At 57.4% G+C, this 23444-nt stretch carries 21 protein-coding genes and 3 pseudogenes; 14 read left to right on the top strand and 10 right to left on the bottom strand.

Translation table 11 applies throughout. The features are described 5' to 3' along the window. Window positions 1-88: 88 nt before the first annotated feature. The 3 genes from MKK04_RS13345 (at window position 89) to MKK04_RS13335 (ending at window position 2921) form a co-directional block, all read left to right on the top strand. Window positions 89-1435, top strand: a complete 1347-nt coding sequence (locus MKK04_RS13345) for an MFS transporter (protein ID WP_241105552.1) — start codon at window positions 89-91, stop codon at window positions 1433-1435. Between the two features lie 72 nt (window positions 1436-1507). Then, window positions 1508-2161 carry an HAD family hydrolase gene (locus tag MKK04_RS13340; RefSeq protein ID WP_241105551.1) on the top strand — a complete coding sequence of 218 codons (654 nt, stop codon included), beginning with the start codon at window positions 1508-1510 and terminating at the stop codon, window positions 2159-2161. 328 nt (window positions 2162-2489) lie between these two features. Further along, window positions 2490-2921 (top strand): hypothetical protein, encoded by a 432-nt coding sequence (locus tag MKK04_RS13335; RefSeq protein WP_241105550.1) that lies wholly within the window; start codon window positions 2490-2492, stop codon window positions 2919-2921. Window positions 2922-3184: 263 nt separating this feature from the next. Here the strand turns inward: MKK04_RS13335 and MKK04_RS13330 are convergent. Further along, window positions 3185-4335 (bottom strand): IS3 family transposase gene (locus MKK04_RS13330; RefSeq protein WP_241105549.1). Its coding sequence is split into 2 segments (ribosomal slippage): window positions 3185-4092 and window positions 4092-4335, totalling 1152 coding nucleotides; the frame shifts between segments, so codons are not numbered across the junction. Between the two features lie 422 nt (window positions 4336-4757). On the opposite strand from MKK04_RS13330, the gene MKK04_RS13325 reads away from it, so the two are divergent. Then, window positions 4758-5273, top strand: coding sequence for a GrpB family protein (locus tag MKK04_RS13325; RefSeq protein WP_241105548.1), 516 nt, complete (start codon window positions 4758-4760; stop codon window positions 5271-5273). 237 nt (window positions 5274-5510) lie between these two features. Here MKK04_RS13325 and MKK04_RS13320 read toward each other — a convergent pair whose 3' ends face one another. The 3 genes and pseudogenes from MKK04_RS13320 to MKK04_RS13310 form a co-directional block, all read right to left on the bottom strand. Continuing rightward, window positions 5511-6887 carry an LLM class flavin-dependent oxidoreductase gene (locus MKK04_RS13320; RefSeq protein ID WP_241105547.1) on the bottom strand — a complete coding sequence of 459 codons (1377 nt, stop codon included), beginning with the start codon at window positions 6885-6887 and terminating at the stop codon, window positions 5511-5513. 35 nt (window positions 6888-6922) lie between these two features. Next, window positions 6923-7207: pseudogene (locus MKK04_RS13315) on the bottom strand (ABC transporter permease subunit); the annotation flags it as partial. Next, window positions 7194-7622, bottom strand: a pseudogene (locus MKK04_RS13310) (transporter substrate-binding domain-containing protein); the annotation flags it as partial. The pseudogenes MKK04_RS13315 and MKK04_RS13310, both read right to left, overlap by 14 nt. 186 nt (window positions 7623-7808) lie before the next feature. Here MKK04_RS13310 and MKK04_RS13305 point away from each other — a divergent pair. The 5 genes and pseudogenes from MKK04_RS13305 to MKK04_RS13285 form a co-directional block, all read left to right on the top strand. Further along, a pseudogene (locus tag MKK04_RS13305) lies at window positions 7809-8540 on the top strand (BamA/TamA family outer membrane protein); the annotation flags it as partial. 141 nt (window positions 8541-8681) lie between these two features. After that, the gene (locus tag MKK04_RS13300; protein WP_241105546.1) at window positions 8682-9071 is read left to right on the top strand and encodes a hypothetical protein; all 390 of its coding nucleotides are present in this window, start codon (window positions 8682-8684) and stop codon (window positions 9069-9071) included. Window positions 9072-9343: 272 nt separating this feature from the next. Further along, entirely contained in the window at window positions 9344-10849 is a 1506-nt protein-coding gene (gene pdxR, locus MKK04_RS13295; protein ID WP_207832026.1) for a MocR-like pyridoxine biosynthesis transcription factor PdxR, read from the top strand. 112 nt (window positions 10850-10961) lie between these two features. Further along, on the top strand, window positions 10962-12032 hold the full coding sequence (locus MKK04_RS13290) for a sugar phosphate isomerase/epimerase family protein (RefSeq protein ID WP_233687826.1): 1071 nt from the start codon (window positions 10962-10964) through the stop codon (window positions 12030-12032). Between the two features lie 33 nt (window positions 12033-12065). Beyond that, the gene (locus MKK04_RS13285) at window positions 12066-13331 is read left to right on the top strand and encodes an MFS transporter (RefSeq protein ID WP_241106777.1); all 1266 of its coding nucleotides are present in this window, start codon (window positions 12066-12068) and stop codon (window positions 13329-13331) included. Between the two features lie 17 nt (window positions 13332-13348). On the opposite strand, the gene arfB is transcribed toward MKK04_RS13285, so the two are convergent. Further along, window positions 13349-13762, bottom strand: a complete 414-nt coding sequence (gene arfB / locus MKK04_RS13280) for an alternative ribosome rescue aminoacyl-tRNA hydrolase ArfB (RefSeq protein ID WP_063914882.1) — start codon at window positions 13760-13762, stop codon at window positions 13349-13351. A gap of 441 nt (window positions 13763-14203) precedes the next feature. Here arfB and MKK04_RS13275 point away from each other — a divergent pair, with 441 nt between their 5' ends. Then, entirely contained in the window at window positions 14204-14896 is a 693-nt protein-coding gene (locus MKK04_RS13275; protein ID WP_233687828.1) for a formyl transferase, read from the top strand. A gap of 182 nt (window positions 14897-15078) precedes the next feature. Here the strand turns inward: MKK04_RS13275 and MKK04_RS13270 are convergent, their stop codons facing one another. Further along, window positions 15079-15672 carry a hypothetical protein gene (locus MKK04_RS13270; protein WP_241106776.1) on the bottom strand — a complete coding sequence of 198 codons (594 nt, stop codon included), beginning with the start codon at window positions 15670-15672 and terminating at the stop codon, window positions 15079-15081. 569 nt (window positions 15673-16241) lie between these two features. After that, entirely contained in the window at window positions 16242-16664 is a 423-nt protein-coding gene (locus MKK04_RS13265) for a PA0061/PA0062 family lipoprotein (RefSeq protein WP_063914698.1), read from the bottom strand. A 165-nt stretch (window positions 16665-16829) separates the two neighbouring features. Between MKK04_RS13265 and MKK04_RS13260 the strand changes: the two genes are divergently transcribed. Further along, entirely contained in the window at window positions 16830-17807 is a 978-nt protein-coding gene (locus MKK04_RS13260; RefSeq protein WP_402799640.1) for a LysR family transcriptional regulator, read from the top strand. Window positions 17808-17827: 20 nt separating this feature from the next. On the opposite strand, the gene MKK04_RS13255 is transcribed toward MKK04_RS13260, so the two are convergent. Then, the gene (locus MKK04_RS13255; RefSeq protein ID WP_233694530.1) at window positions 17828-18289 is read right to left on the bottom strand and encodes a RidA family protein; all 462 of its coding nucleotides are present in this window, start codon (window positions 18287-18289) and stop codon (window positions 17828-17830) included. Window positions 18290-18552: 263 nt separating this feature from the next. On the opposite strand from MKK04_RS13255, the gene MKK04_RS13250 reads away from it, so the two are divergent. Together MKK04_RS13250 and MKK04_RS13245 are read left to right on the top strand one after the other, a co-directional pair. After that, window positions 18553-19239: a hydrolase gene (locus MKK04_RS13250; RefSeq protein WP_063914701.1), complete on the top strand. Its 687-nt coding sequence runs from the start codon at window positions 18553-18555 to the stop codon at window positions 19237-19239. Between the two features lie 175 nt (window positions 19240-19414). Then, a complete protein-coding gene (locus MKK04_RS13245; protein WP_233687830.1) occupies window positions 19415-19819 on the top strand; it encodes a helix-turn-helix domain-containing protein in 405 nt (134 codons plus the stop codon). 16 nt (window positions 19820-19835) lie between these two features. Here MKK04_RS13245 and MKK04_RS13240 read toward each other — a convergent pair whose 3' ends face one another. Both MKK04_RS13240 and MKK04_RS13235 read right to left on the bottom strand, forming a co-directional pair. After that, window positions 19836-21014, bottom strand: a complete 1179-nt coding sequence (locus MKK04_RS13240) for an MFS transporter (RefSeq protein ID WP_241106775.1) — start codon at window positions 21012-21014, stop codon at window positions 19836-19838. Window positions 21015-21084: 70 nt separating this feature from the next. Then, window positions 21085-22113 carry an alpha/beta hydrolase gene (locus MKK04_RS13235; RefSeq protein ID WP_207832124.1) on the bottom strand — a complete coding sequence of 343 codons (1029 nt, stop codon included), beginning with the start codon at window positions 22111-22113 and terminating at the stop codon, window positions 21085-21087. Between the two features lie 221 nt (window positions 22114-22334). On the opposite strand from MKK04_RS13235, the gene MKK04_RS13230 reads away from it, so the two are divergent. Next, window positions 22335-23321: an AraC family transcriptional regulator gene (locus tag MKK04_RS13230; protein ID WP_233687832.1), complete on the top strand. Its 987-nt coding sequence runs from the start codon at window positions 22335-22337 to the stop codon at window positions 23319-23321. Window positions 23322-23444 lie beyond the last annotated feature (123 nt).

Below are 23444 nucleotides of genomic sequence, written 5' to 3'. Positions count from 1 at the left end.
AAGTTCCGGATACCTACCGGCAGGCGCCTTGATCGAGCAGAGCAGGGGTGCCAGGCCTACGTCGCGGTAATCAACAGAGGACAACAACATGTACAAGAGTCCTGAGAACGCCCGCCATGACTGGAAATCCCTTCGACACTGGCGCGTTCAGATATTCATCATCACGTGGCTGGCCTATGCCGCGTTCTATTTCACCCGCAAGGCCTTTTCGGTTGCCAAGCTGGGCATCGCCGAAGACCCCAGCTTTATGCTCGACAAAGCGGCCATGGCCAACCTCGACGCGCTGTATCTGGCCGCCTATGCCGTAGGCCAGTTCGCATGGGGTGTCTTCGCTGACCGTTACGGTACCCGCGTCGTCGTGCTTGGCGGGCTGGTGGTATCGGCCCTGGCCGCGCTGGCCATGGGCACCTTCGCGACTTTACCGATCTTCGCCAGCTGCATGGTGATTCAGGGGTTGGCGCAATCCACGGGCTGGTCCGGGCTGTGCAAGAACATCGGATGCTTCTTCGCTACCCGTGAACGCGGCCGCGTGCTGGGCTACTGGAGCACCTGCTACGCGTTCGGCGGCCTGGTCGCAACGCCGTTCGCCGGGTGGTGGGCGTACCAGATCTCCCATGATTGGCGCATGGCGTTCATCTCCTCGGCGGGCGTCGTGCTCGTGGTTGCCGTGCTGTTCTTCCTGCTGCAACGCAACCGCCCGCAGGATGTAGGGTTGCCCGCCGTCGAAGACGAGGCGCAGTCGGCCGGGCGCACCGACGTTCCACGGGAGAACTACTGGGCGGCGCTGCGCAAGGTGCTCGCCAATCGTACGGTCCTGGTGCTGGGAATAGCGTATTTCCTGCTCAAGCCTGCTCGCTATGCAATCCTGATGTGGGGGCCGGTGATCGTCTACGAGCGCATGCCGAGTATCGGCAAAGTGGCTTCGGCCATTGTGCCGTCCGCGTTCGAAGTCGCGGGCCTGGTCGGCCCGATTCTGATCGGCATCGTCTCCGACAGACTGTTTGGCGCTCGGCGCATGCCGGCCTGCGTGATCAGCCTGCTGGCGCTGACCCTGTGGCTGATACTGTTCGTGCCGACAATGCAAAGCGGCAACATCTACCTGGTGGTCGGCTTGCTGTTCATGATGGGTGTCACGCTGTATGGCCCAGACTCGATGATCAGCGGCGCCGCCGCCATTGATTTCGGCACCAGCGAGTCCGCGGGCACCGCCACAGGCTTCGTCAACGGGTGCGGCTCGGTGGGTGCGATCCTCGGTGGGCTGCTGCCTGGCTACTTCGACACCCTCACTGTGTGCTTCGTCTTCACCGGCGCTGCGTTGCTCGCCAGTTTGCTGCTGGTGCCGTTCTGGAACAGCCGCCCAGCAAGTCAGGCGACTGTCAGTGAATTCAAGACGACGTCTGGCAGTGTCGCGACATCCGCGCAAACCACTCGCTGATCCCATTGTCATTTCACCCGGCGATGGCTGAAAAGGCCGTCGCCCCTTGATTCCGTACCTTGGAGGTGGCCAATGGCCCTCGCACTGTTTGATCTGGACGACACCCTTATCGATGGCGACTGTGCCAGCCTGTGGAGCAGCCATATGGCCGCGCTCGGTTGGGTCGATGGGCCGAGCTTCATCGAGCGCGACCGCGAACTCATGGCGCTCTATGCGCAAGGCAAGTTGGCCATGGAGGCGTACATGACCTTCAGCCTCTCACCCCTGGTGGGCCGCACGATAGAGGAGGTGGCCGAGGCGGTGGCTCCCTTCGTGGAAGATGTCATCACCCCGCGCATCCATAAAGACGCTGTTGCCTGCCTGGCGCGACATCGCGAAGAGGGGGACCGCCTGCTGATCATTTCAGCGTCTGCGCACTTCCTGGTGAGCCGTATCGCCAAACAACTTGGCGTAGAAGAAGTGCTGGCGATTGACCTTGAACACCAGCAGGGCGCCTATACCGGCAATACCAGCGGGATATTGACCTACCGGGACGGCAAGGTGACGCGGCTTCACAGCTGGCTGCAAGAGCAGGGCGAGGGGTTGGACGGTGCCTACTTCTACTCGGATTCGCGCAATGACCTGCCGTTGCTTTCGCTGGTCGCCAAGCCGCATACAGTCAATCCTGATCCCGTGTTGCGGGCGCATGCTGACGCGACGGGGTGGCCCATTCTGCAATGGCATTGAGAGTGTCAGGAGGGTAGATAGGACAAGCAATTTATATAACTAAACAAAATGAATATTTAGTGTAGTTATTCATTGGAGTCATATTATAAGGGCAGGGTAGCTCATCTGTTGAACCAGGGGTAGCTCATGCGTGATCGCTAACACCCACGTTTGCACGCTAGCGTTCAAGAATGAGCTACCTTCGGCCGCAGTCACCATCAAGGAGTACCATTCAATGACTCACTGTCCAGGCTGGATGCTTGAAAGCGCCCATAGCTAACTCAAGGCTGCTGAGCTTCTAGACGCCCAAAACCTCCCACATGTTGCCATGGCCAATGCAGCGATCGGTATGGAAATCCTGCTGAAATGCTTTATTTCGGTGCCAGATCAGCACCAAGGGACGTCCAGCGAAACCTACAAGCTCGACGTCGAAGCGCTCAAAGCGGCTCATCAGCACCAGCAGTCAATCGGTAAGATTCCACCAAAACAAAAGCATGACGCTCACGACTTGTTGACGTTGTTTCATGCCATGCCCGCAACCATTCGCCAAACCCTGGCCCTGGACAGCCAGGAAGGTTTAGTCGAACGGTATCGGGAGGTGTTCATCAATAGCCGGTATCAGTACGAGCCGAGCAGCTGGAAATTTTCCGATCCAGTGCTGATGAGATTGTTGCGGTGGGCGTTGACCAGTGTGGTTGGCTGCTACAGGGAGCGAGGCTCGCAAGACCCGTTTGTGCTGCGTTACATCGCAGAGGTCCAAGCAAGAGCTGTAGCACAGTGATCGAGGCCAGGGACCTGGCTTCAAATCTGCCCACTCTCGGCCCCGGTAGCTTCATACGAAGATGCGCATAATGAGTATTATGTTAAATTAAGCATTTGTTTCGACACCCGCCACTGTTCATTTTCACGATCCTGTGAGCTTTCTTCCAAAAACCTGTGTTCCCTTCAGATTCATAGGCCTGCGGTGCACCTCTCTCGTCTAGTCTAGATCCACAGTGCGCAAACCTGTGTGGGCTAAGGAGACGCTGAATCGCCCCTAGCTTCCTAGACACTCTCCAAGCTCAGAAAATAGCGTTTCTCATACTCTACTGGAGACAGCTGCATTGCACTGCTGTGTCGACGTTTTGCGTTATAGAACATCTCGATGTAATCGAAAATATCACTTCGGGCTTCGTCACGCGTTGCGTAGATCTTTCGTCGGATTCGCTCCCGCTTCAAAAGCTGGAAAAAACTCTCGGCTACGGCATTGTCGTGGCAGTTTCCCCGTCGGCTCATGCTGCTGATCACATTGTTGGCCTTAAGGAAGCTTTGCCATTCTGAGCTACTGAACTGACTGCCTTGGTCTGAGTGAATCATCACTTGCTGCTGTGGCTTGCGTCGCCAAACGGCCATCAACATGGCGTCGATAGCAAGGTCGCTGCACATCCTTGGTTTCATTGACCAACCAATTACTTGGCGTGAGAAGAGATCCAGCACTACTGCCAGATAAAGCCATCCTTCATAGGTGCGGATGTAAGTGATATCTGTCACCCAGACCTTGTTCGGCTCGCTGACCTTGAACTGTCGGGCAAGGTGGTTGGGAGATGCCACTGTTGGCTTTCCGCCATAAAACCCAGGACGACGGCGATAGCCCGTTTGCGAACGCAACCCCTCTGCCTGCATCAAACGACCGACTCGATTTCGCCCGCATGTCTCTCCCAGCTCACGCAGGTCATCATGAATTTTGCGGTAGCCGTACACACCTCCGCTTTCGAGCCAAGCATGTTTGATCAAGCCAAGCAGACGATGATCTTCTTTTGCTCGGGCAGATTGAGGCTCGGCCAGCCAGGCGTAGTAGCCGCTGGGATGCACCTTGAGGGTTTGGCAAAGACGCCGCACTGGGTAATCGGTCGAGTGCTTTTTGATGAAGGCGTACTTCAGCCGCACTCCTTGGCAAAGTACGCGGCGGCCTTCTTTAAGATGTCTCGCTCTTCCGTCACGCGCTTGAGTTCAGCGCGCAGCTTGCGCAGTTCGGCTTGCTGGTCATCGTCTTGCTGACGCTGCTCTTGGGGTTTGCTGTAGAGCTTGATCCAGGCGTAGAGGCTGTGAACGGACATGCCCAAGCGCTGGGCAACGTCGGCGACAGGCTTGCCTTTCTCGGTCACTTGCTTGACCGCTTCGATCTTGAATTCTTCAGGGTAACGCTGACGACTCATGGCACCTCCTATTTGGGCCTCATTATGAGGCTTGGAGGTGTCTACGGAACCAGGGGCGATTCATCCCTACGCCGATTGCCATCCCGTATTCCAGCGAGCACTGGAGTTCTTATGGCGTAGACTCAAGGAATCTGAGTCGTTGGAATAGCGAGGGGAAATCAGATGGCAGTCGAAGGGCAACTTCACACCTTGAGGAAGTCAGTCATCCACGACCCGTGGCTTTCGACCCAAAGCGGCCCTTGGTGGAGGACAGCATACGACCAGAAGCGCACGCTGGACAGGATACCTACCCGACCTCGACACGGTCCTGATTCGATCTGCTGAATAGCCGTACTGCCGAGGTTTTCGTAAGCAGTCCCTGGAGAATGCACATTTTTTGAGGGAACATTTAGGGCTTAGATACTAGCCGCCAAGGAATGGAAATGGCACTGACCAGCAAGATCACTCCCTACAACCCCTTGTGGCCCGCTCGCTTTCTGGCAGACAAGCCAATCATCGCTTCGGCCTTTGGCGATGAACTGATTGCCATACACCATGTTGGTAGTACCTCTGTTCAGGGGCTCGCGGCGAAGCCCGAGATCGATGTGCTCATCGAAGTTCGCGATCATAGCAATGCCTCGGAGCGGGACGAGATTTTGATGGGTTTGGGATATGTACGAGGAAGTGATCTATCGGAGGGGCATCATTTCTACCGGCGCAATGTGGATGGAATTCGCACGCACAAGCTCCACGCTTGTACCCGTGGCCACCTTACGATCACCCAGATGCTGGGGTTCAGAGATTTGCTTAGGCGTGATGCCTCGATCCGCCAGCAGTATGAAGCGCTGAAGCTACAATTGGAGGCGAGCAATACGGGGGGGATGGCTGAATACCTGGAGAAAAAGTCTCCGTTTATTATTGCGGCACTATTTCATGCCGGTATATCAATTCCTGAATGACCGATGGGTCGCGAAGCGGCCTTGGCATCAGGTGCCTGCTTTGGGTCGGAAGCAGCCGCTCACCAGAGGCCGGTTTCGACCCAAAGCTACCCTTCACTCCTGACAGCTAACGGCCAAAAGCGGACAGTGATAAAGCGCTAACGGTGACTTGCCCGGACGCTTATGCTCCGCCGGAGGCGGCGCTCATCCGCTACAGGAGATAGGCGCCAGCATGTTTTTGTATCCCGATGACGCCTGTCATACAGGGAACCGGAAAGAAGCTCCGTATGCAGTCGCTGGCAAGCGGCTGGATCCGTCAGTTCTCAATCTGGATCGCAAGCTCCCGCTCTGAGAGCTGGTTCGGTAGAGCCCTCTTTTTTGCAGCGCTGGCACCACCCATTCTACGAAGTCCTCCAGGGTTCCAGGGCTCGTCAAGGGGTTGAGCATGTAGCCGCTCGTACCTGAGATCCGTGCATGCTCTTCGATTCGGTCTGCGACCTGCTCCGGAGTGCCCACCAGGATGAGATCGGTACCCCGTGTGACATTGGCGAAGCGCTTCCTGACGTCCTCGGCGGTTAAAGGCTTACCGCTTCCGTCGGGTCGCATCATGTAGGAAGTAAGACCCTCGGTATGTGTCGACAACGCATCGCTATCCGCGTAGCGGCTTAGGTCGATGCCTGTGTCGCCGGCATAGCTGACGAGTTGTGCTTCCAAGTGATAGTTGCTCTGGAGCTCGTCGTACTTGCGCTGGGCTTCTATTTCAGTTTTCGCCGTCACGATGCGCAGCACTGTCAGCGACTGTACGTCATCCCGAACACGACCACGCGCCTCAGCCATCGTCCAGATTTCTTCCAACCCTTGACGGATTTCATGTGGATTCGACTTGGCTATGAAGATCAGTTCGGCATGTTTGGCTGCGAACTCGCGGCCTCTTCCAGACCAACCCGCCTGAATCAGGAGTGGCGTTCGCTGTGGCGACGGAGCGGACAGATGAGGCCCTGCCACTCGATAGCGTTCTCCTACATGGTCGATCGACTTGACCCGGTCGCCTTGGGCGTACACTTGGCGGGCTTTGTCGGCCACTACTGCGTCGTCTGCCCAACTGCCCTCCCAAAGTTTGTAGACCACATCCATGAACTCCTCGGCGCGCTCGTATCGATCCCCATGCTTGAGCATTTCCTCCAGGCCGAAGTTGCGCGCAGCACTGGAAAGATAGGAGGTGACGATATTCCAACCGATCCGGCCGTTGGTCATGTGATCGAGCGTGCTGAAGCGACGGGCATGGGCAAAAGGATGCTCGTAGGTCGTGGACACGGTAGCGCCGAACGCCAGATTCTTCGTAATCGCAGCCAATCCCGGGATGATCATCAGCGGGTCATTTGCAGGGGCCTCGACAGCCCACTTCACGGCGGCCTGCGCATGACCGCCGAATACATCATAGAAGCCCAACACATCTGCGAAGAACAGCATGTCGAGGTTGGCCTGGTCAGCGATGCGCGCCTGGTTGGCCCAGAATTCGAAGGTGTTGGCGGCCAGACGTTCATCAGCCGGATGTGTCCACAAGCTCGGCGCGCCACCGCAACCGACGCTGGCTTGTTCGTAGAGGGCAAACAATAGGGGTTTAGGGTCGGACATCACTGTTCCTGTAATCATTGATATCAGCGCTCAACTTATCGCTGATCCTGAAAGCCTTTGCCGTAATAGCGCTCGAGGCGGTGATGGATAAGCTCCAGCCCAATGGACAGAAGCCAATAGATGAGTGCGGCGGTGGCCAGCATCTCGATGTAGCGGTAAGAAGAGCGGCCGTAGGACTGCGCCAGGAACATCACTTCCCATACCCCCATCACCGAAATCAACGATGAGTCTTTGAGCATGGAGATGAACTGGCTGGTTATCGGAGGGATGATCGTCCGCATCGCCTGGGGCAGGATGATGTGAAAGAACGTCGCGGGCGGACAGGTCTTTACCGGAGCTGATGCCACTGTCTCTAGCATTGACCACGATCACCGCAGGGGATTGGTAATACTCGACAGGGAAATCAAATACCTCTGCCCGCGCCTTGCTTGGCGTCATGGAGCAAACACAAATGTCGTAGCGCCCACTCCAGCGCCCAGCGGCGATGACATCCCACGAAGGTGTTTCGAGCTTGAGCTTGACCCCCAGCCGTTTAGCCACTGCTTTGGCGACGTCCACGTCGAACCCGTCGAGCTGGTTCTGTTCATTCAGGAACGAGAACGGCGGGTAGTTTTCCATCAGTACGCCGGTGAGCTCGCCTTTGTTTTCTACGCGTTCAAGGGTCGAGCCAGCGAAGGCAGAGGAACAGGCAACAAGGAGCGCCAGGCCAGTAGGGAGGAGAGATATGGCTGTCAACGACAGATACTCAGTAAGCAAAGGATTTAAATATTAAAACGCAATATAAAATACTTTCGTACTAACATTATGGAATATCAATGGATTGCCCAGCTATATCCCTGCTGTTCCAGGAATGCAGCGAATGGGTTCGCGGTTGAATAGCTTCGGAGTATCTAAATCAATCGAACGGGTGCTTTTGGCCGTGCCGACGAGATCTACGACTTCATCCAGCGTGAGGGTAAAAGCTTCAACAACCTCAAGGCCTCGATCGGCTGGTCGGAGTCGACACTGAACAAGGGCGTGCTGGCGACCCGCGGCCACGCGCAAAGCCTGACCTTGATGGCCACAACCCCGGGCAGCGATCTGTCGTTCTACAAGCTCGACTACAACGGCCAGACTTTCCTCCCGGTAAGTAACACCACTACCTTGCGGCTGCACGCGAACCTCGGATACGGCGACGGTTACGGCTCAACCGACAGTCTGCCCTTCTATGAAAGCTACACCGCAGGGGGACAAGGGTCGGTGCGCGGCTTCAAGGACGGCACCCTTGGCCCACGCAGCACGCCGGCCACCGGCACGTATGCCAGCGCCGGGCAAGCCTACTATTCCGACCGCGATACCGACGTGCTGGGCGGCAACCTCCTGCTAACCGGTGGCGCCGAGTACATTTTTCCGCTGCCCTTCATCAAGAACCAGAGCCAGCTGCGCAGTTCGGTATTCCTGGATGCGGGCAACGTCTATGCCGACACCTGCTACCTGTCGACTACCCAAGGCTGCGGCAGCGTAGACCTCACGCAGATGGCCGTCTCTCTTGGGATTGGTGTTACCTGGTACAGCCCGATCGGAACACTGAGTTTCAGCCTGGCGGCGCCCCTGAAGAAGCCGGATAACGCTGAGACTCAAATTTTCCAGTTCTCGTTGGGGCAAACGTTCTGATCGCGGATCAATGCACCTGACAACCGCGCCAGATGGAAACTCGTAGCCAGGTATTACCCGCTTTTACCCTCGCTTAACCCAAGTTGACAGTCGCCTTGCCTAAGCTGGCCGGCACTCAAACCCGACCTGCAGGACACGCCAATGCCTCCGTTTGCACCATGCTTTCCCACCACGCTGCGCCATGATGAAGTTCCGGTTGCGCTGCTTGACCTCGTTCAGCAACGCCTGGCCAGCCTGCTAGGCCCACGCTTTACCGTGATACTGGGCGGCAGCGGCAAAGGTGAAGGGATCAGCCATTACCATCTGGCCATCCAGCACAACCAGAGTGGAGTTTGCCTGGAGGACACCGGCGACGTCAGCGACGGCTTTACCGAACACCTGTTACGCTTGGGCGCGCAGACGAAAAACATGCTTGAATCTGTCACTTTCGGCCGAATGGGCAGCAGCGACCCGGACAGACCACTAGTATGGATAAGCGAGTTGGAGCTGCCAATTGAACCCCACCGCGCAGATCAAGCACGGGATGTTTGATGCCCGGGCCTGGTTGAGCAGCTCGACATCGGCCACAAACCGCCGACTGTTTGAGCGCGAACAGATCCTCCGAAACATCCCCTGGTTTCCGTAGGTCCATCAGCAGCACTTCTGCCTTGTTGTATCGGAAGCCAGGTTGGAGTATCCAGCCACTGAACGTCGCTGGACAACAAACGCCGAACGGATGACTTATCGAGTATCGCTCGCTACCCTGACCTCCCCTTCGCCTGACGGTTTCCAGGTCAAATCCCATTCCCCCAGACGAGCATGTCATGAAATCCCCCACAGGTTTGCTGCTGTCGGCTATCGAACTGGACCGTGCCAGTGCCATACCCCTGTACCGCCAGCTGTATCTGCAGATTCGCAAACAGATACTCAACGGCAGAATTCAGGGGGGCGTGCGCCTGCCGTCGACCCGGACCTTGAGCATTGAGTTGGGGCTGTCGCGGATCACCATTCTCAACGCTTTCGATCAGTTGATTGCCGAAGGTTTCCTGGCCTCGCGCACGGGTGCAGGTACGTATGTCGGTACTGAGTGGGAAAGCCGGAGCATCGAGGACGAGCAACCGCGCCAGCCTCCTCGCCTGTCCGAACTGAGCCAGTCGATGCTGTCGCTGCGCAGCGATCACTTTCGCGGGGTGTCGTATGCCGACTGGGATCCGGCGACGCCAACCTCCTTCCTGCCTAGTCAAAGCACCTATGAAGAATTTCCGCAGGCCATCTGGCGGCGCCTGATGAACCGCCATTTGCTCAAGCCAACCAAGGCGATTCTGGGTTATGGCGAGCTACAAGGCTTGCAGGCGTTTCGCACCGCGATTGCCGAATACGTCTTCGATGCGCGAGGTATCGACTGCGATGCCGGGCAAGTGGTGATCGTTTCCGGCGCGCAGCAAGCGTTCAACCTGCTGGCCATGCTGCTGCTCAATCCGCAGGACAGTGCCTGGATGGAAGACCCGGGGCACATCGCCGCGCGGATTGCGTTGCAAGCCCAGGGGGCTCGGATAGTTCCGTTGCGGGTTGATGAACAGGGGATCGATGTGCAGCAAGGCCTTGCCGAGTGCCCTGATGCGCGCCTGGTATTTTGTACACCTTCGCGTCAGCATCCTTTGGGTGTCACCCTGAGTTATGAGCGGCGCCAGGCACTCATCGCCTGGGCTACGCAGCATCAGAGCTGGATCATCGAGGACGATTGCGACAGCGAGTTCCGCTACAGTGGTCGACTGCTCCCGGCACTGTATGCCTTGGACCAGATGGCCCGGGTGATCTACGTCGGCACGTTCAGCAAAGTGCTCTTTCCGTCACTGCGGCTGGGTTACGTGATCCTGCCGCAGGCTCTGGTCGAGCCCTTTTGCACCCTGCGTGCGGTCATGGACCGCAGCCCGCCCACACTGCTTCAGGCCACAACGGCGGACTTCATGCGCGAAGGCCACTTCCTGGGGCACATCCGCCGCATGCGTGCACTGTACAAGGCGCGCCAGCAGGCATTGATCGAACAACTTGAAGAGCAGATCGGCAGCTTTTTCAGGATCACTCCGACCGATGCTGGCATGCACCTGATCGCCTGGCTGCCCCCCGAACTCAGTGACACGGACGTCGCCCGGCAACTGGCCCAACACAACATTCATACCTATGCCTTGAGCGACTACCGCATCAAGCACGACCTGCCGCCTGCCCTGTTGATCGGCTTTGCCGGCACGCCAGAAAAGCAGGCCCGGCAGCGTGTCGAGGAGCTGGCCCAAGCCTTGCGCACGCTGGGTTACCTCCCGCCGACCACTTGATGCGAGGCAAGTGGCCTTATCAATTAATTGATAATGGATCTATCGAGCGTTCCTGACTGGCGCGATAAAGGCTGCGCCGGTAGACCCGGTGTCTGAACCAGGAACGACGCTAATGAACAATAAGATCCAGGAACGATTCAACGCCTTGCTCAGCCATAAGGTGGTCGAACACAAGGCGGCTCCAGTGCTGACCGAGGCACTGGCCCAGCGGTTGCTTGAGCGTCTCGGGCAATTGCGCCTGTTTGCCCACGCCTACCCGCTACTGACCAACCTCACCCACGGTCGTGTCACCCCCGCCGACCTGCTGGACTTCGCCTATCGCCACGAGCTGCAAGGTCTGAGCCTGCACTTGCTCGACGGCGAGGAAAACAGCCTGAGCCAGATGTCGCCAGAGCAGCTCCAGGCGTTTGCCAGCAAGGCCAAGGCGCTGGGGCTGGATGTGCACCTGGAAATCAGCAGCACGCTGAAAAAGGATGTCGACCAAGTGATCGCCATCGCCAAGGCCCTGGGGGTACGCAACATCCGTGTCTACTCACGTTACGAGGGCACGCTGTCGCGGGTCATGGACGTGATCGAGACCGACCTGCACTACCTCGCACAACAGGCCGACGCCAACGATCTGTACTTTGACTTCGAGCAGCATGAAGAACTCAAGAGCAGCGAAATCGCGCAACTGCTCAACCGCCTCAACCACCCTCGCCTGCATGCCCTGTTCGACTTCGGCAACATGATCAATGCCTGCGAACAGCCCCTGCAGGCCCTGCACAACCTGGCGCCGCACATCCGCCAGGTTCACCTCAAGGGCGTGCGCATCGTCCCCGAACAAAACGGCTTCGGCCATTACGGCGTATTGCAAGGCAGCGACGAAGACGATCTGCCCAGCGCCCGCATGCTGTTCGAACTGTTGATGCTGGGCGAAGCAACCCCACAGGTGATCGCGTTCATTCTTGAGCAGGAAAACCACTACGTGGCCCCGGCCTTCCGTCAGCGTCTTGAAGCAGCCGATCCATTCATTGCTTACCGGGAGATGAGCGAAACGCCGCTCCCGAAAGGCTACTCGCTCGAGCGCATGCTGGCCGACGAACACCGCTGGGCAAACAATCAGGTGGCCTATGTCCGACGCGTGCTGGGCGAACTGCGCACCTTGGCTGAACTGACCCTGGCCACCCCTTCCAACGCCTGAACCTGACGACCTGATTACGCCCGGAGAACAATAATGACAACTCAAAACAAGGCCAAATGGCTCAGATTCCTGATCCTCATCCTCGGTGGCGGCACCATTTACAAGTTGGCGAACCTCAAGGACGCCTTCTATGTCCCCATGCAGGAATTCATGGGCCTTAACCACACTGAAATCGGCATGCTGTTGAGTGCCAACGCGATCATCGCGACTGCACTGTTTGTGGTCGGCGGCCTGCTCGCCGATCGCTACGACACGCGCAAACTGATCCCCCTCGGCCTGATCGGGACCGGAAGCCTTGGGTTGTACCTGGCAACCTTTCCGCCCTTCAGCAGCCTGCTGATCGTGTTCAGTCTGCTGGCCGTCTGTGCCGACTGCCTGTTCTGGCCATCGCTGCTCAAAGCCATCCGTAATCTGGGTGACGATCAGGAGCAAGGCCGGTTGTTCGGCCTACTGGAAGGCGGGCGTGGCGTGGTTGATACGCTGGTGGCCTTTTCCGCACTGGGCGTGTTCGTCGCCATGGGCTCAGGGGAAACCGGCCTGAAGTCGGCGATCCTGTTCTACTCGGTCATCGACATTCTGGCGGGCACCCTGACCTGGCTCCTGCTCAAGGGGGGTAACGCGCAATCGGCCGCCAGGCCGAAAAACGGTCTGGCAAACCTGATGGAAGCGATCAAGGTACCCGGCATCTGGTTGGTCAGTCTCAACGTGTTCATGGTCTACATCGTCTACTGCGGCCTGACCTATTTCATTCCCTACCTCAAGGAAATGTACGGGTTGCCCGTGGCGTTGGTAGGCGCCTACGGCATCATCAACCAATACTTCCTGAAAATCCTCGGCGGGCCTGCCGGCGGTTTCATTGCCGACAAGCAGTTCAAGAGCACCAGCCGTTACCTGAAGTGGGCATTTCTGGCGCTATTGCCGCTGATGGCCGTGATCATGCTGATTCCTAAAAGCCCGGGCTTCATCTATGCGGGGATGGCGGCCACCCTCTCCTTCGCCCTGATTGTGTTCTCGATGCGCGGCGTGTTCTGGGCGCCCATGGGCGAAGTCGGCATTCCCCAGCACATCACCGGCTCGGCCTTCGGCATCGGTTGCCTGATCGGCTATGCACCCGGCATGTTTGCCTACGTCATCTATGGCGCGATCCTCGACCACTTCCCTGGTCAACAGGGCTACAACTATGTGTTCATCCTGATGAGCGTACTGGCCATTGCGGGCTTCATGGTGTCCAGCCTTCTCTATCAAGCGGTGCGCAAAAAATCCATGCCCACTGCTGGGGGCCGCGCGGTACAAGCCTGATCAATGAACCGGAGCGCCTAGAACTCCACCTTGCCCCGCCCCGCCTTGACGGTGCTGCGCCTGGCTTTGCCTTCAAGGCGGCGGGTCTTCGAGCCGAGGGTCGGCTTGGTGGGGCGGCGTTTCTTCTCGGTCTTGCCGGCGGCGATGATCAACTCGGCAAGACGCGCCAGTGCGTCAGCGCGGTTCTGCTCCTGTGTGCGGTATTGTTGTGCCTTGATGATCAACACGCCGTCGCCGGTGATGCGACTGTCACGCAGCGCCAACAGCCGCTCCTTGTAAAACTCGGGCAGCGACGAGGCGGGAATGTCGAAGCGCAGGTGCACGGCGCTGGACACCTTGTTGACATTCTGCCCACCTGCGCCTTGCGCGCGGATGTATGTCAGTTCGATGTCGGCATCTGGCAGGTGCACGTTATTAGAGATGGTCAGCATGGCATGGCCCTTGTGATTCCCCTCCATTATCACAGCCTTCGCTGCTCGCCCACAGAACAAAATACGGTTGACCTCAACCACACTGATCGAGGCACCCCACTCCGCCATTGCCGGTAGCCTCGATATCTGCCGCCTTCCTCAAGCCTTTTGCATAAATGCAACTATGCTAGGTCTGCTACCCGAACGGACCGAGCAGATCGAGCCTTCCGTCCATACGTCATGGCAAAACAATGGTAATGGGATTGATCCGCTTGTGTTGAATTGGCCATTGCAGCATCTCAAGGCAGGTCTGCCGGAGGTCTAAAGTTGCGAATCGCTTTTCTGGTGAACCGGGACGTTGAGAGCAATCTCACTCTCAATTACCTGTTACCCGAGATTCACGAGAGCACGGTGGGAATATTCCTCTCGGAGAGAGTGGGATCGGGCAAGAAGGTGCCACGCATGCTCGGACAACTGGCATTGATCGAGCAGGACTTCTTCAATGCCTTGCCCCCTGGGTTAATCAGATCGAGCGACCAGGTCAGCAGCGGGCTTCGATTCGGTTTTGCAGACCTGCAGCAACGCTTTGGGGTTCCTGTACAGGTATTGCCCAGCTTGAGGGATCCTGCGGGCCTGCAAATGCTGCAGGATGCGGGAGCGGATCTGTTCATCTCAATCCGCTTTGGTCAAATCCTGAAGAATGAAGCGTTGGCAATTCCGTCACGCGGCGTCCTCAATCTTCACTCTGGCCTCTTGCCTCAGTATCGAGGTGTTCTCGCGACCTTCCGGGCGCTGCTGAACGGCGCCTCGGAGATCGGCTGTACCCTCCACTGGATTGACAGTCCCGGCATCGATGTTGGTCGCATCATCGAGACTGCCCGGGTGGCAGTCGACAAGGAGCACTCCTTGCTGTGGCACATCCTTTCACTGTATCAACCAGGCGCGCGTCTCATCATGAACGCAATCAGGCGCCTGGAGCGCAACGAGCCTATGCCGGGGACCTTTCAAGATCCATCTGCCGGGGCCTACTACTCTTTTCCCAGCGAGGATGACCTGATGCAGTTCACGACACTGGGGTGGCGGCTCTTCGATCGCGAGGACGTTTGGGAGCTTTTCGAATCGTACGGATTTCCGTTGCGGATAAATACTCTTTAAGAGCTGAACGGCGGCTGGAATTGCGCCTTTCGGTAGCGTCAGCTACCGCTGCTTTTAGACTTTGACTTCAAATAACTACGTAGGCTGCCCTTCTCGCTTGGCCAATGCTGGGAGCAAAACAAGGAGCTATTGACCGAAGCCGTTTTGAAGAGCGATCACCCTGCCCTTCAATTCGAGCCTGGTCAGGTCTTCGACATCCTGCTCTTCATGCCGCGGGTGGAATAAACTCTGCGCATCATACCCAGTTCGGCATAGCTGTTGCTCATTCTTTTGACATCTATCAGAAAGAAAGCGGAAATCAACAAGGTCAGTGCAAACATCTCTAGACTCGTAGAGATGCTATATTTCTTGTGCTTAGTTATTCTCTCCTTTGTCATCTCGCCGGAGATAATTGTACTCCCGCCAACATAAAGCTCAACCAATTTGTTATTTTCCATGAACGGCAAGATCTTCTGCTTGTACCAGAACGCCGTTGCTTTTTTGTTTGTAAGCTCAGAGCTAGCTTCATCGGGCAGGCATTTGGTGTAACCTTTGAAGCTAGATGCGCAAGTAAGCATTAGTTTGCCCTGTTCGCTGGAGATGACTGTATAAGTATTTTTGCCGATTATTTTAGTAGAGAAAGTGCCTTTTGACCTGGTAAGGTTGTCAGGGATCTGATTAAGCATTCCATAGGTGAATGGCAAGAATGATAGGCAGACAAACAAAATCGGGACCTGCAGCGCAAGGGACTTAAACTCTTCCTTGCTTGAGCCTTTTTTTGATGCGCCGTTAATCATTGGCTATCTCTCTCTAAGGCTTTGTTCAATGTATTCTTTGAGTGGACTGGTAAAGTTCTCGATAATTTTTCTTGTGTGTGCGTACCTCTATGCGCACTGCTACCCTAGTTTTGATCTCGACTTCCTGCCCTAGGCGCACAAATCCGATACTCTTGCTCTCCAGCGTGGCCGCGTGCTGTCAACCTGCGCCACCAACAGTTCGCTGGTTAGTCGCTTGACATCCGCAGCAGTGATCTGTGAATCCAGTTTTAGTCCTTGCCCTATCACGACATCTCATCTGTGAAGCGACGCTTTCAGTTAAGGTGTGGGATATTTAGATGTCAAGGTGATATTACCGGGTGGCGGGAAATTGGGATTGTTTTATCGTCTCTAATGTACCGCTCATCCCCTTCGGCGTTCTGCGCGGAAATCTCCACAACCGCGCAGAAGCGTTAGTGGGAAGGAAAATCGTATGTCCTATCAACTGTGGTCAGTTCGGAAACCATTCGTTGGTCAGCATGACTGCAATCGATTCATGCTTAAGACAACTCTTTATTCCTTCATGCCAGTCGCTGATGTATGCAGCGCCATCACATCAGGCAATAGAGTTCCGTGACCTGCGCCACAATCTCTCCCTTCGCATCATAGAGCCTCGCCTCTGGCGTCATGGCCATGGAGCGGGCCTCGAGTACATAGCGCTGCCCTGCCTTGAAATGTGCGTAGTCGATGGTCAGGTAGCATTGCCTTACCGTGCTGCCCCCCATCAGACTGATGCCACCACCACCATTGACTTCGTAGTCGAACCTGACGACCAATTCATGGCTGCCGGGGCTGACCTCGAAGAAGCGACCGTCGCGCAGGCGTTGTTTATCCAGGCGTTCGGCCAACAGCACACGGTCATTCGGGAATGGCATCGAGAGATCGACCCAGGCCATCTGTGGGTTGGCAGTGGGCATCGGCGCCTGGCAACCCGCAAATGCAGCGATCGCGAACAACAGTGTCAGCTTGCGCATGGTAGTTCCCCAAAGGCTCCCGGGCTCACTATTCAGGATAACGCCGACAAGTGCTGATGTGTGCATGAAGGGACGACCGAAGCCCCTCATTCCGCCTCATGCTCATGCTTGGTTCACGCAGCCCCTTCTCGTATGATCGTTGCAATCTGATTTGGAACGGATTTCGTGAAGTCGTTACCTGGAAATGTCCCAACTGCCCCCGCTGCCCCCAAGGACGTGAAATGGAACGCGAGTGAGGCTGCCAACCAGCTCTCATGGGACGACCTGCGGATCATCAAAACGCTCAGTGAGTGTGGCAATCGCGCTGCCACGGCCAAGAAGCTCGGCATCAACGTGTCCACCGTTTCCCGCAGGGTCTCCCAGGTTGAAAAGACACTTGGCGTAGCCTTGTTCGATCACCGCAAATCAGGCTACCTGCTCACCATCGAGGGCGCGGAATTACGTGCACTCGCCGAGCGCGTGGAGCTGGACATCGTCAGCGTGACACGGCGTGTCTCGCGTGCCGGCCAGGGGCCACTCGGCAAGCTTCGTATCACCACCAGCGACTCACTGCTTCTTTACTTCCTCACCCCCATCATCGCGGACTTCAAGGCCCTCAATGAAGGCATCACGATTGAGGTGCTGGTGGGCAACGAATCACTGAGCCTTGCACGAGACGAATCGGATATTGCGGTTCGAGCGACCAGGAAACCCGCCGAAAGCCTGGTAGGTCGCAAACTGGCCACAATCGCCTGGGCTCCTTACGGTAGTAGCCACCATTTAACGCCTGCTCCTCTGTTCACTGAAGGCCAGGCCTGGGTTTCCTATTCCGCAGCGCTACGCGGGCTCAAGGCAACCAGCTATGTCGAAAACAGGGTCGCTGCCGAGTGCATCTCGTACCGTACCGACTCGGTTGCGGCGGCGAGTGCTGCAATCGCGGCAGGCCTGGGGGTGGGTTTTTTACCCTGCATGTTGGGTGATATCACGCCTGGGCTTGAACGGGTCGGCCCGGTGGTACCGGAGCTGCAGGATGAGCTGTGGCTGCTGACGCACCAGGACATCCGCAAATCGTGGCGGGTCAAGGCATTCATGACGTTCTGTGCAGCGGCCGTTGCCAACCAGAAGCCGTTGATCGAGGGCCAATTGGTACTCCCGGTCACGTAGCGCGAAACCGGGAGTGCAGGTCACTCAGCGCGCGAGCCAAGTACCGCTTTGCAGGTGATTTCGATCAGCTGTGGGCGCTGGGCAAGCCTCGAGACGCCGATGATGTTACTGGCGCATTGAGGCCGTTCTGTACCGTAAGCGGCCTTGCGCACCGTGCCGACCACGGCAAAGGCCGCGTCCATGTCCAGTACGTAGAGCGTCTCTTCGACAACATCTTCAAGTGTCGCTCCGTACAGCGCGAGCAGCTTGGCGATATTGTCGTAGCAGGCGCGCATCTGGTCCCCCATCGAAGAGAAATCACAGGGCCTGCCGTCACGATCCAAGGGGGCCGGCGCGACCAGGTTCCCTTCTTCGTCATGATTGAACTGGCCCGATACGTAGATCTCGTTCCCTACCCGCCGTGCCTGCGTATACCCGTAAGCCTTCTCCCACGGAACGCCCCAATAGGCGGTTTGTTTGTTGAGTGGTTGTGAAGCTGCCATCGCTTTCTCCTGGCGCAAACCGGATCAGGTAGATCCGCGTTTGCGTGCGAATCCTAGCAGCAGGATGAACGAGCGCATGGCGCATTAATGCGCTTCTGAGAGCGCAGAAGTGCGCCACCGCTTCGCACTGCGATTCGCTAATCTTTGCTCGGACTCAAGCAACGGGCATCACTGAGGACGTCATCCAGTGCCTCAGCACAGTCTGCAGAAGGCAGGCGCCGTGACTTGTGCGATGACCATCATCCAGCTGACAGGGAACCAAAATGAACAATCCAAAAACTGAAGTCCTGACCCCGTTCAACAGCCAACTGATCTTCATCGATCAGCAGCCACAGATGGCCTTCGGCGTTCAGAGCATTGATCGCCAGACGCTGAAAAACAACACCGTAGGCCTGGCCAAGGCGGCCAGGATCTTCAATGTGCCCACCATCATCACGACGGTCGAGACTGAAAGCTTCTCTGGGCACACCTACCCCGAGCTGCTCGCCGTCTTCCCCGACGCTCCGCTGCTGGAGCGAACCTCCATGAACTCCTGGGATGACCAGAAGGTGCGAGACGCGCTGAAGAAAAACGGTCGCAACAAGGTCATCGTATCCGGCCTTTGGACGGAGGTGTGCAACACCACCTTCGCGCTGTCGGCGATGAACGATGCCGGCTATGAAATCTACATGGTTGCTGACGCCTCCGGTGGCACCACCAAGGAAGCCCACGACTACGCCATGCAGCGCATGATCCAGGCAGGCGTAATTCCGGTGACCTGGCAGCAAGTGCTGCTGGAGTGGCAGCGCGACTGGAAAAACCGCGATACCTACGATGCCGTCATGGAGCTGGTGAAAGAACACTCCGGCGCCTACGGCATGGGTGTCGACTATGCCTACACCATGGTGCACAAAGCACCCGAGCGCGTTCAGCACGGCCCAACCCTGGCCCCGGTTGCTGCAACTGTCTGACCATTGCCAGCCCCTGCCTCCAGGGGCTGTTCATTGACCCGCTGATGGGTACGCCGGCTGGCTGAGCCAGGCCATCGAATCGAGTGTTTATCGTCTGTAGCCCGCGCCGAGGCTGCAGTGGCCTGCTCTGCCTACTCGAAACGTGCGTGCCCACTTCATTGATGAATGGATTTGTATGAACAGTGATCACTGCACTGTGCTGGCGACTGTCGCACTGAAAACAACCGGGCTCCTCAAGCCCTGGCAGGTCACGACTGCCAAGCGGTTGATGCTGGAGAACCTGGACACCGGCATAACGGTTACGGAACTCGCCCAAGCCTGCTCGCTGTCGCGTAGCCATTTCACACGAATGTTCAGGGATACCCTGCAGGTGCCCCCGCAACAGTGGATGCGTGAACAACGGTTGCGCAAAAGCAAGGAACTACTGGGGAGCTCGGGAATGATGCTCGCCGAAATCGCACTGGAGTGCGGCTTCTGCGATCAGTCCCACTTTTGTCGCACATTCGTGAAGGCCGAGGGGATGTCGCCGCAGGCCTGGCAGCGACAAGCGTCCATTCAAACTGAGCCTTTGCTCATTTAGGGAGCACATTTGTACTCTATCGATGCCGCCCTACCCTCATGGTCAAGGCAGTCGCTACCAAGAGCATCATTCCACTGGCGATGAAGGTCGCCTGGTACCCAACACCGTCATAAAGCACCCCACCCGAAGTCGCACCTACCGTTATCGCCAGCTGTATCACCGCGACCATCAGGCCTCCGCCGGCCTCGGCGTCCTCGGGCAGCATCCTGGCTAGCCAGGTGAACCAACCCACTGGCGCACAAGTGGCAATCAAGCCCCAGCCACCAAGCAGCACCGCCGTCGGGACAATCCATGAACCAGTCGAAATCACAGCGAATGCGACGACGGCCATCAGCAGGGGAATACCTGGCAGCACTCTGAACAGATGCCGGCTTACGAGCGAACCAACCATCATCGTTCCCACCAGTCCCGCCACACCAATGATCAGCAGCAGCAGCGACAGCGTGGGCACGTCCACGTGTGTCACGGTTTCCAGGAACGGGCGAAGGTAGGTAAACAGCGTGAACTGCCCCATGAAGAGGAATGCGACTGCAGCCATGCCAAGCGCAACCTTGCTGTCTCCCAGCAAACGTAGGGGGCCGGTCACCGAAACCGTACCGCGCTCGCCAGGCATTGCCGGCAGCGTGAAGGCTTGCCAGATCAACGCAATTGCAGCCAAAGGTACGACACAGAGGAATGCCCCTCTCCAGCCGATCAGGCCGCCCAGGTAACTGCCGACCGGGGCCGCGATTGCCGTGGCCAGCGCAGTACCGCCCTGCATCACGGCAATGGCTTTGGGAACGAGGGCTTCAGGCGCGATACGCATCATCACTGCGGTGGACATCGACCAATAGCCACCAATGGCGATCCCAAGCACGGCCCGCCCCATCATCAAGGTCATGTAATTCGGGGCAAACGCCACCATTGCGCCGGAAACCAGCATTAACGCCGTGGTGCCCAACAGGACGGGCTTTCGATCAGTCCCCTGCGTCAGGGTGGACAGCAACAAACTGGTGACTACGGCGAAGAAGCCCGAGATCGAAATGGCTTGACCGGCCTCGCCTTCAGTAAGCGACGAATCAGTGGCAAGTGGCGTAAGCAAGCTCACCGGCAGAAATTCGGACGCCACCAGGGCAAAGGCACAGAGTGACATCGCCAGGACGGCGCCCCAGACCTGTCTGCTTGAATGTTGAAGAGGTATCGCTGAGCTGGTCATGGTGGTTCTCGTGGCGCAAGTTACAGAAAAGCAGATGCCCAAGCCGAGCCTGCCGGGCTGAAAGCAGGGGTTACTTGAGGTTTTCGCGGAAGAAAGCGGTCAGCTTGCCAAAGGGAATCAATTCGACGCGATCATAGAGGTCGACATGACCGGCGCCAGGCACGATCACCAGCGCCTTGGGTTCGCCGGCAAGGCGATACGCCTCTTCGCTGAACTCACGCGAGTGCGCGTTCTCTCCTGCGATGAACAGCATCGGGCGTGGCGAAATCGTCTCGATATCATTGAACGGGTAGAAGTTCATGAACCTGACGTTGCTGGTCAGGGTTGGGTGCGTTGTCAGCAGTGGCGGCAGGCCCTTGGGAGTGAACTCACCCCGAGGTGTACGGTAAAAATCGTAGAACTCCCGCTCGATGGCGTTGGAATGCTCGGTCAGCCGATCAACCGTGCCGCTGGTGTACCTGGTATCCCCGCCGGCAAACTCCACATCCCGCTGTGCAGCCGCTTCGGCTATAGCCTGTTTGCGCTGCTCCAGCGTTACACCATGCTTGAGTCCATTGCGATTGGCGGCGCCCATGTCATACATGCTGACCGTGGCAATGGCTTTCATTCGAGGGTCGATCTTGGCTGCGCTGATAGCGAAACTGCCGCTGCCGCAAATGCCCAGCACACCGATACGGTTGCGATCGACGAAGGCTTGGGCACCGAGATAGTCGACCGCCGCACTGAAGTCTTCCGCGTAGATGTCCGGCGATACCAGGTTGCGCGGACGCCCCTCGCTTTCGCCCCAGAACGACAAGTCGATAGCCAGGGTGACGAACCCCTGCTCTGCCAGTTTCTGGGCGTAGAGATTCGAGCTTTGTTCCTTCACCGCCCCCATCGGGTGGCCGACGATAATGGCGGGATAACGGGTATTGCGGTTCAGGTTCTTGGGAACGAACAGGTTTCCGACCGTGTTCAACTGAAACTGGTTCTTGAAGGAAACGCGTTCGAGTGATACCTGCTCACTCTTGTAGAAATTGTTGGCCCCATGGGACATATCGGCGGCTCCCGCAGTGAATGAACTGGCCATCAGGGCAAACGCAACGAACAAAGACTTCATGCACATTTTCCTGTCTGCTCGAAATGGAAGTGGTGCGAGGGGCAGTCGCTGCAAAGCACTCTGGCCACCTCGCCTGCCGCCCATCTTCCGCGGTTAAAACGGCGTATCAGTAGATCAAACGAGTGGTTTTCTTGCCTGAATCTCCAGACCATGCCGCCCGGGCATGGACACCTGAACGGACGCGCGAGTAGTGTTTTCCACAAGATGATCGGAGGCTTCCTATGTCCGCCACCACACAACCGCCCTTGCTCACGCACCCGATGGCCACGCTATGCAAGGTCATCGGCGCCCACGCGCCAACGGCTGGCGATTTCGCGACACGCATCGCAGACCTCAGCGTCTACCGGCGTAACACACCAGCCCCACCGATCACCTGCATCGTCGAGCCGAGCATCGTGCTGGTCGTGCAGGGTGCCAAGGAAATGGTCATCGGCAGCGACGTGTTCCCCTATGACACGACCCGCTTCCTGGTCACCTCGCTGAACATCCCTGCCCATTCGGCAGTGACGATGGCCAGCGAAGGTGCACCGTGCCTGGGCCTGGTGTTCAAGCTCGACCTGCGCACACTGGCAGAGTTGATCGCGCAAGATGGCCGTCTTACGGTGAGCGGTGAGTCTGTGCACACAAGCGCCGGCGTCGGTGTGCTGGGCCCGAAGCTGCTGGAGAGCTTCAGCCGACTGATCGAGCTTTTGGAGGAACCTGATGCGATACCCGTGCTCTGGCCCCTGATTCAGCGAGAAATCCACTATCGGTTGCTGCTGAGCGACCAGGCCCCCCTGCTCCGGTCCATCGCCTCCATCGGTAGCAAGGGGCATCGAATCGCCAAGGCCATCGACTGGCTGAAGCTGAACTACGCCGCGCCGCTGCGGGTAGATGAGTTGGCCTCTCGGGTGCAGATGGGGCTCTCGACCTTCCATCAGCACTTCCGCCAGCTCACCGCGATGAGCCCGCTGCAGTATCAGAAATGGTTGAGGTTGAACGAGGCAAAACGGCTGATGCTCAATGAACACCTGGACGCCGCCACTGCAGCCTTCAAGGTTGGCTATGAAAGCCCCTCGCAGTTCAGTCGCGAATATGGGCGACAATTCGGCACGCCGCCAAAGCGCGATATCTCGGAATTACGCCAGGGCGCAGAAAGAATCGAACAGGACGCCCGCCTTCCCATTGCAAAGAGCGGCACGCTTCGTGTGCCCCCATCAATAACGTGAAATCAGCTGATCATGCCCAGCTCGGCATCATCCATCAGCACCATGTCTTCGAGGGACTGGATTTGGGGAGGATCGGGGATTCATCTTACGCTTACGTATTGACGACCAGGAAAAACCTATAGC

The organism is Pseudomonas sp. LS.1a, assembly GCF_022533585.1.
In the GTDB taxonomy this organism is placed as follows: Bacteria; Pseudomonadota; Gammaproteobacteria; order Pseudomonadales; family Pseudomonadaceae; genus Aquipseudomonas.
This window is presented reverse-complemented; position numbering and strand designations above follow the sequence as displayed.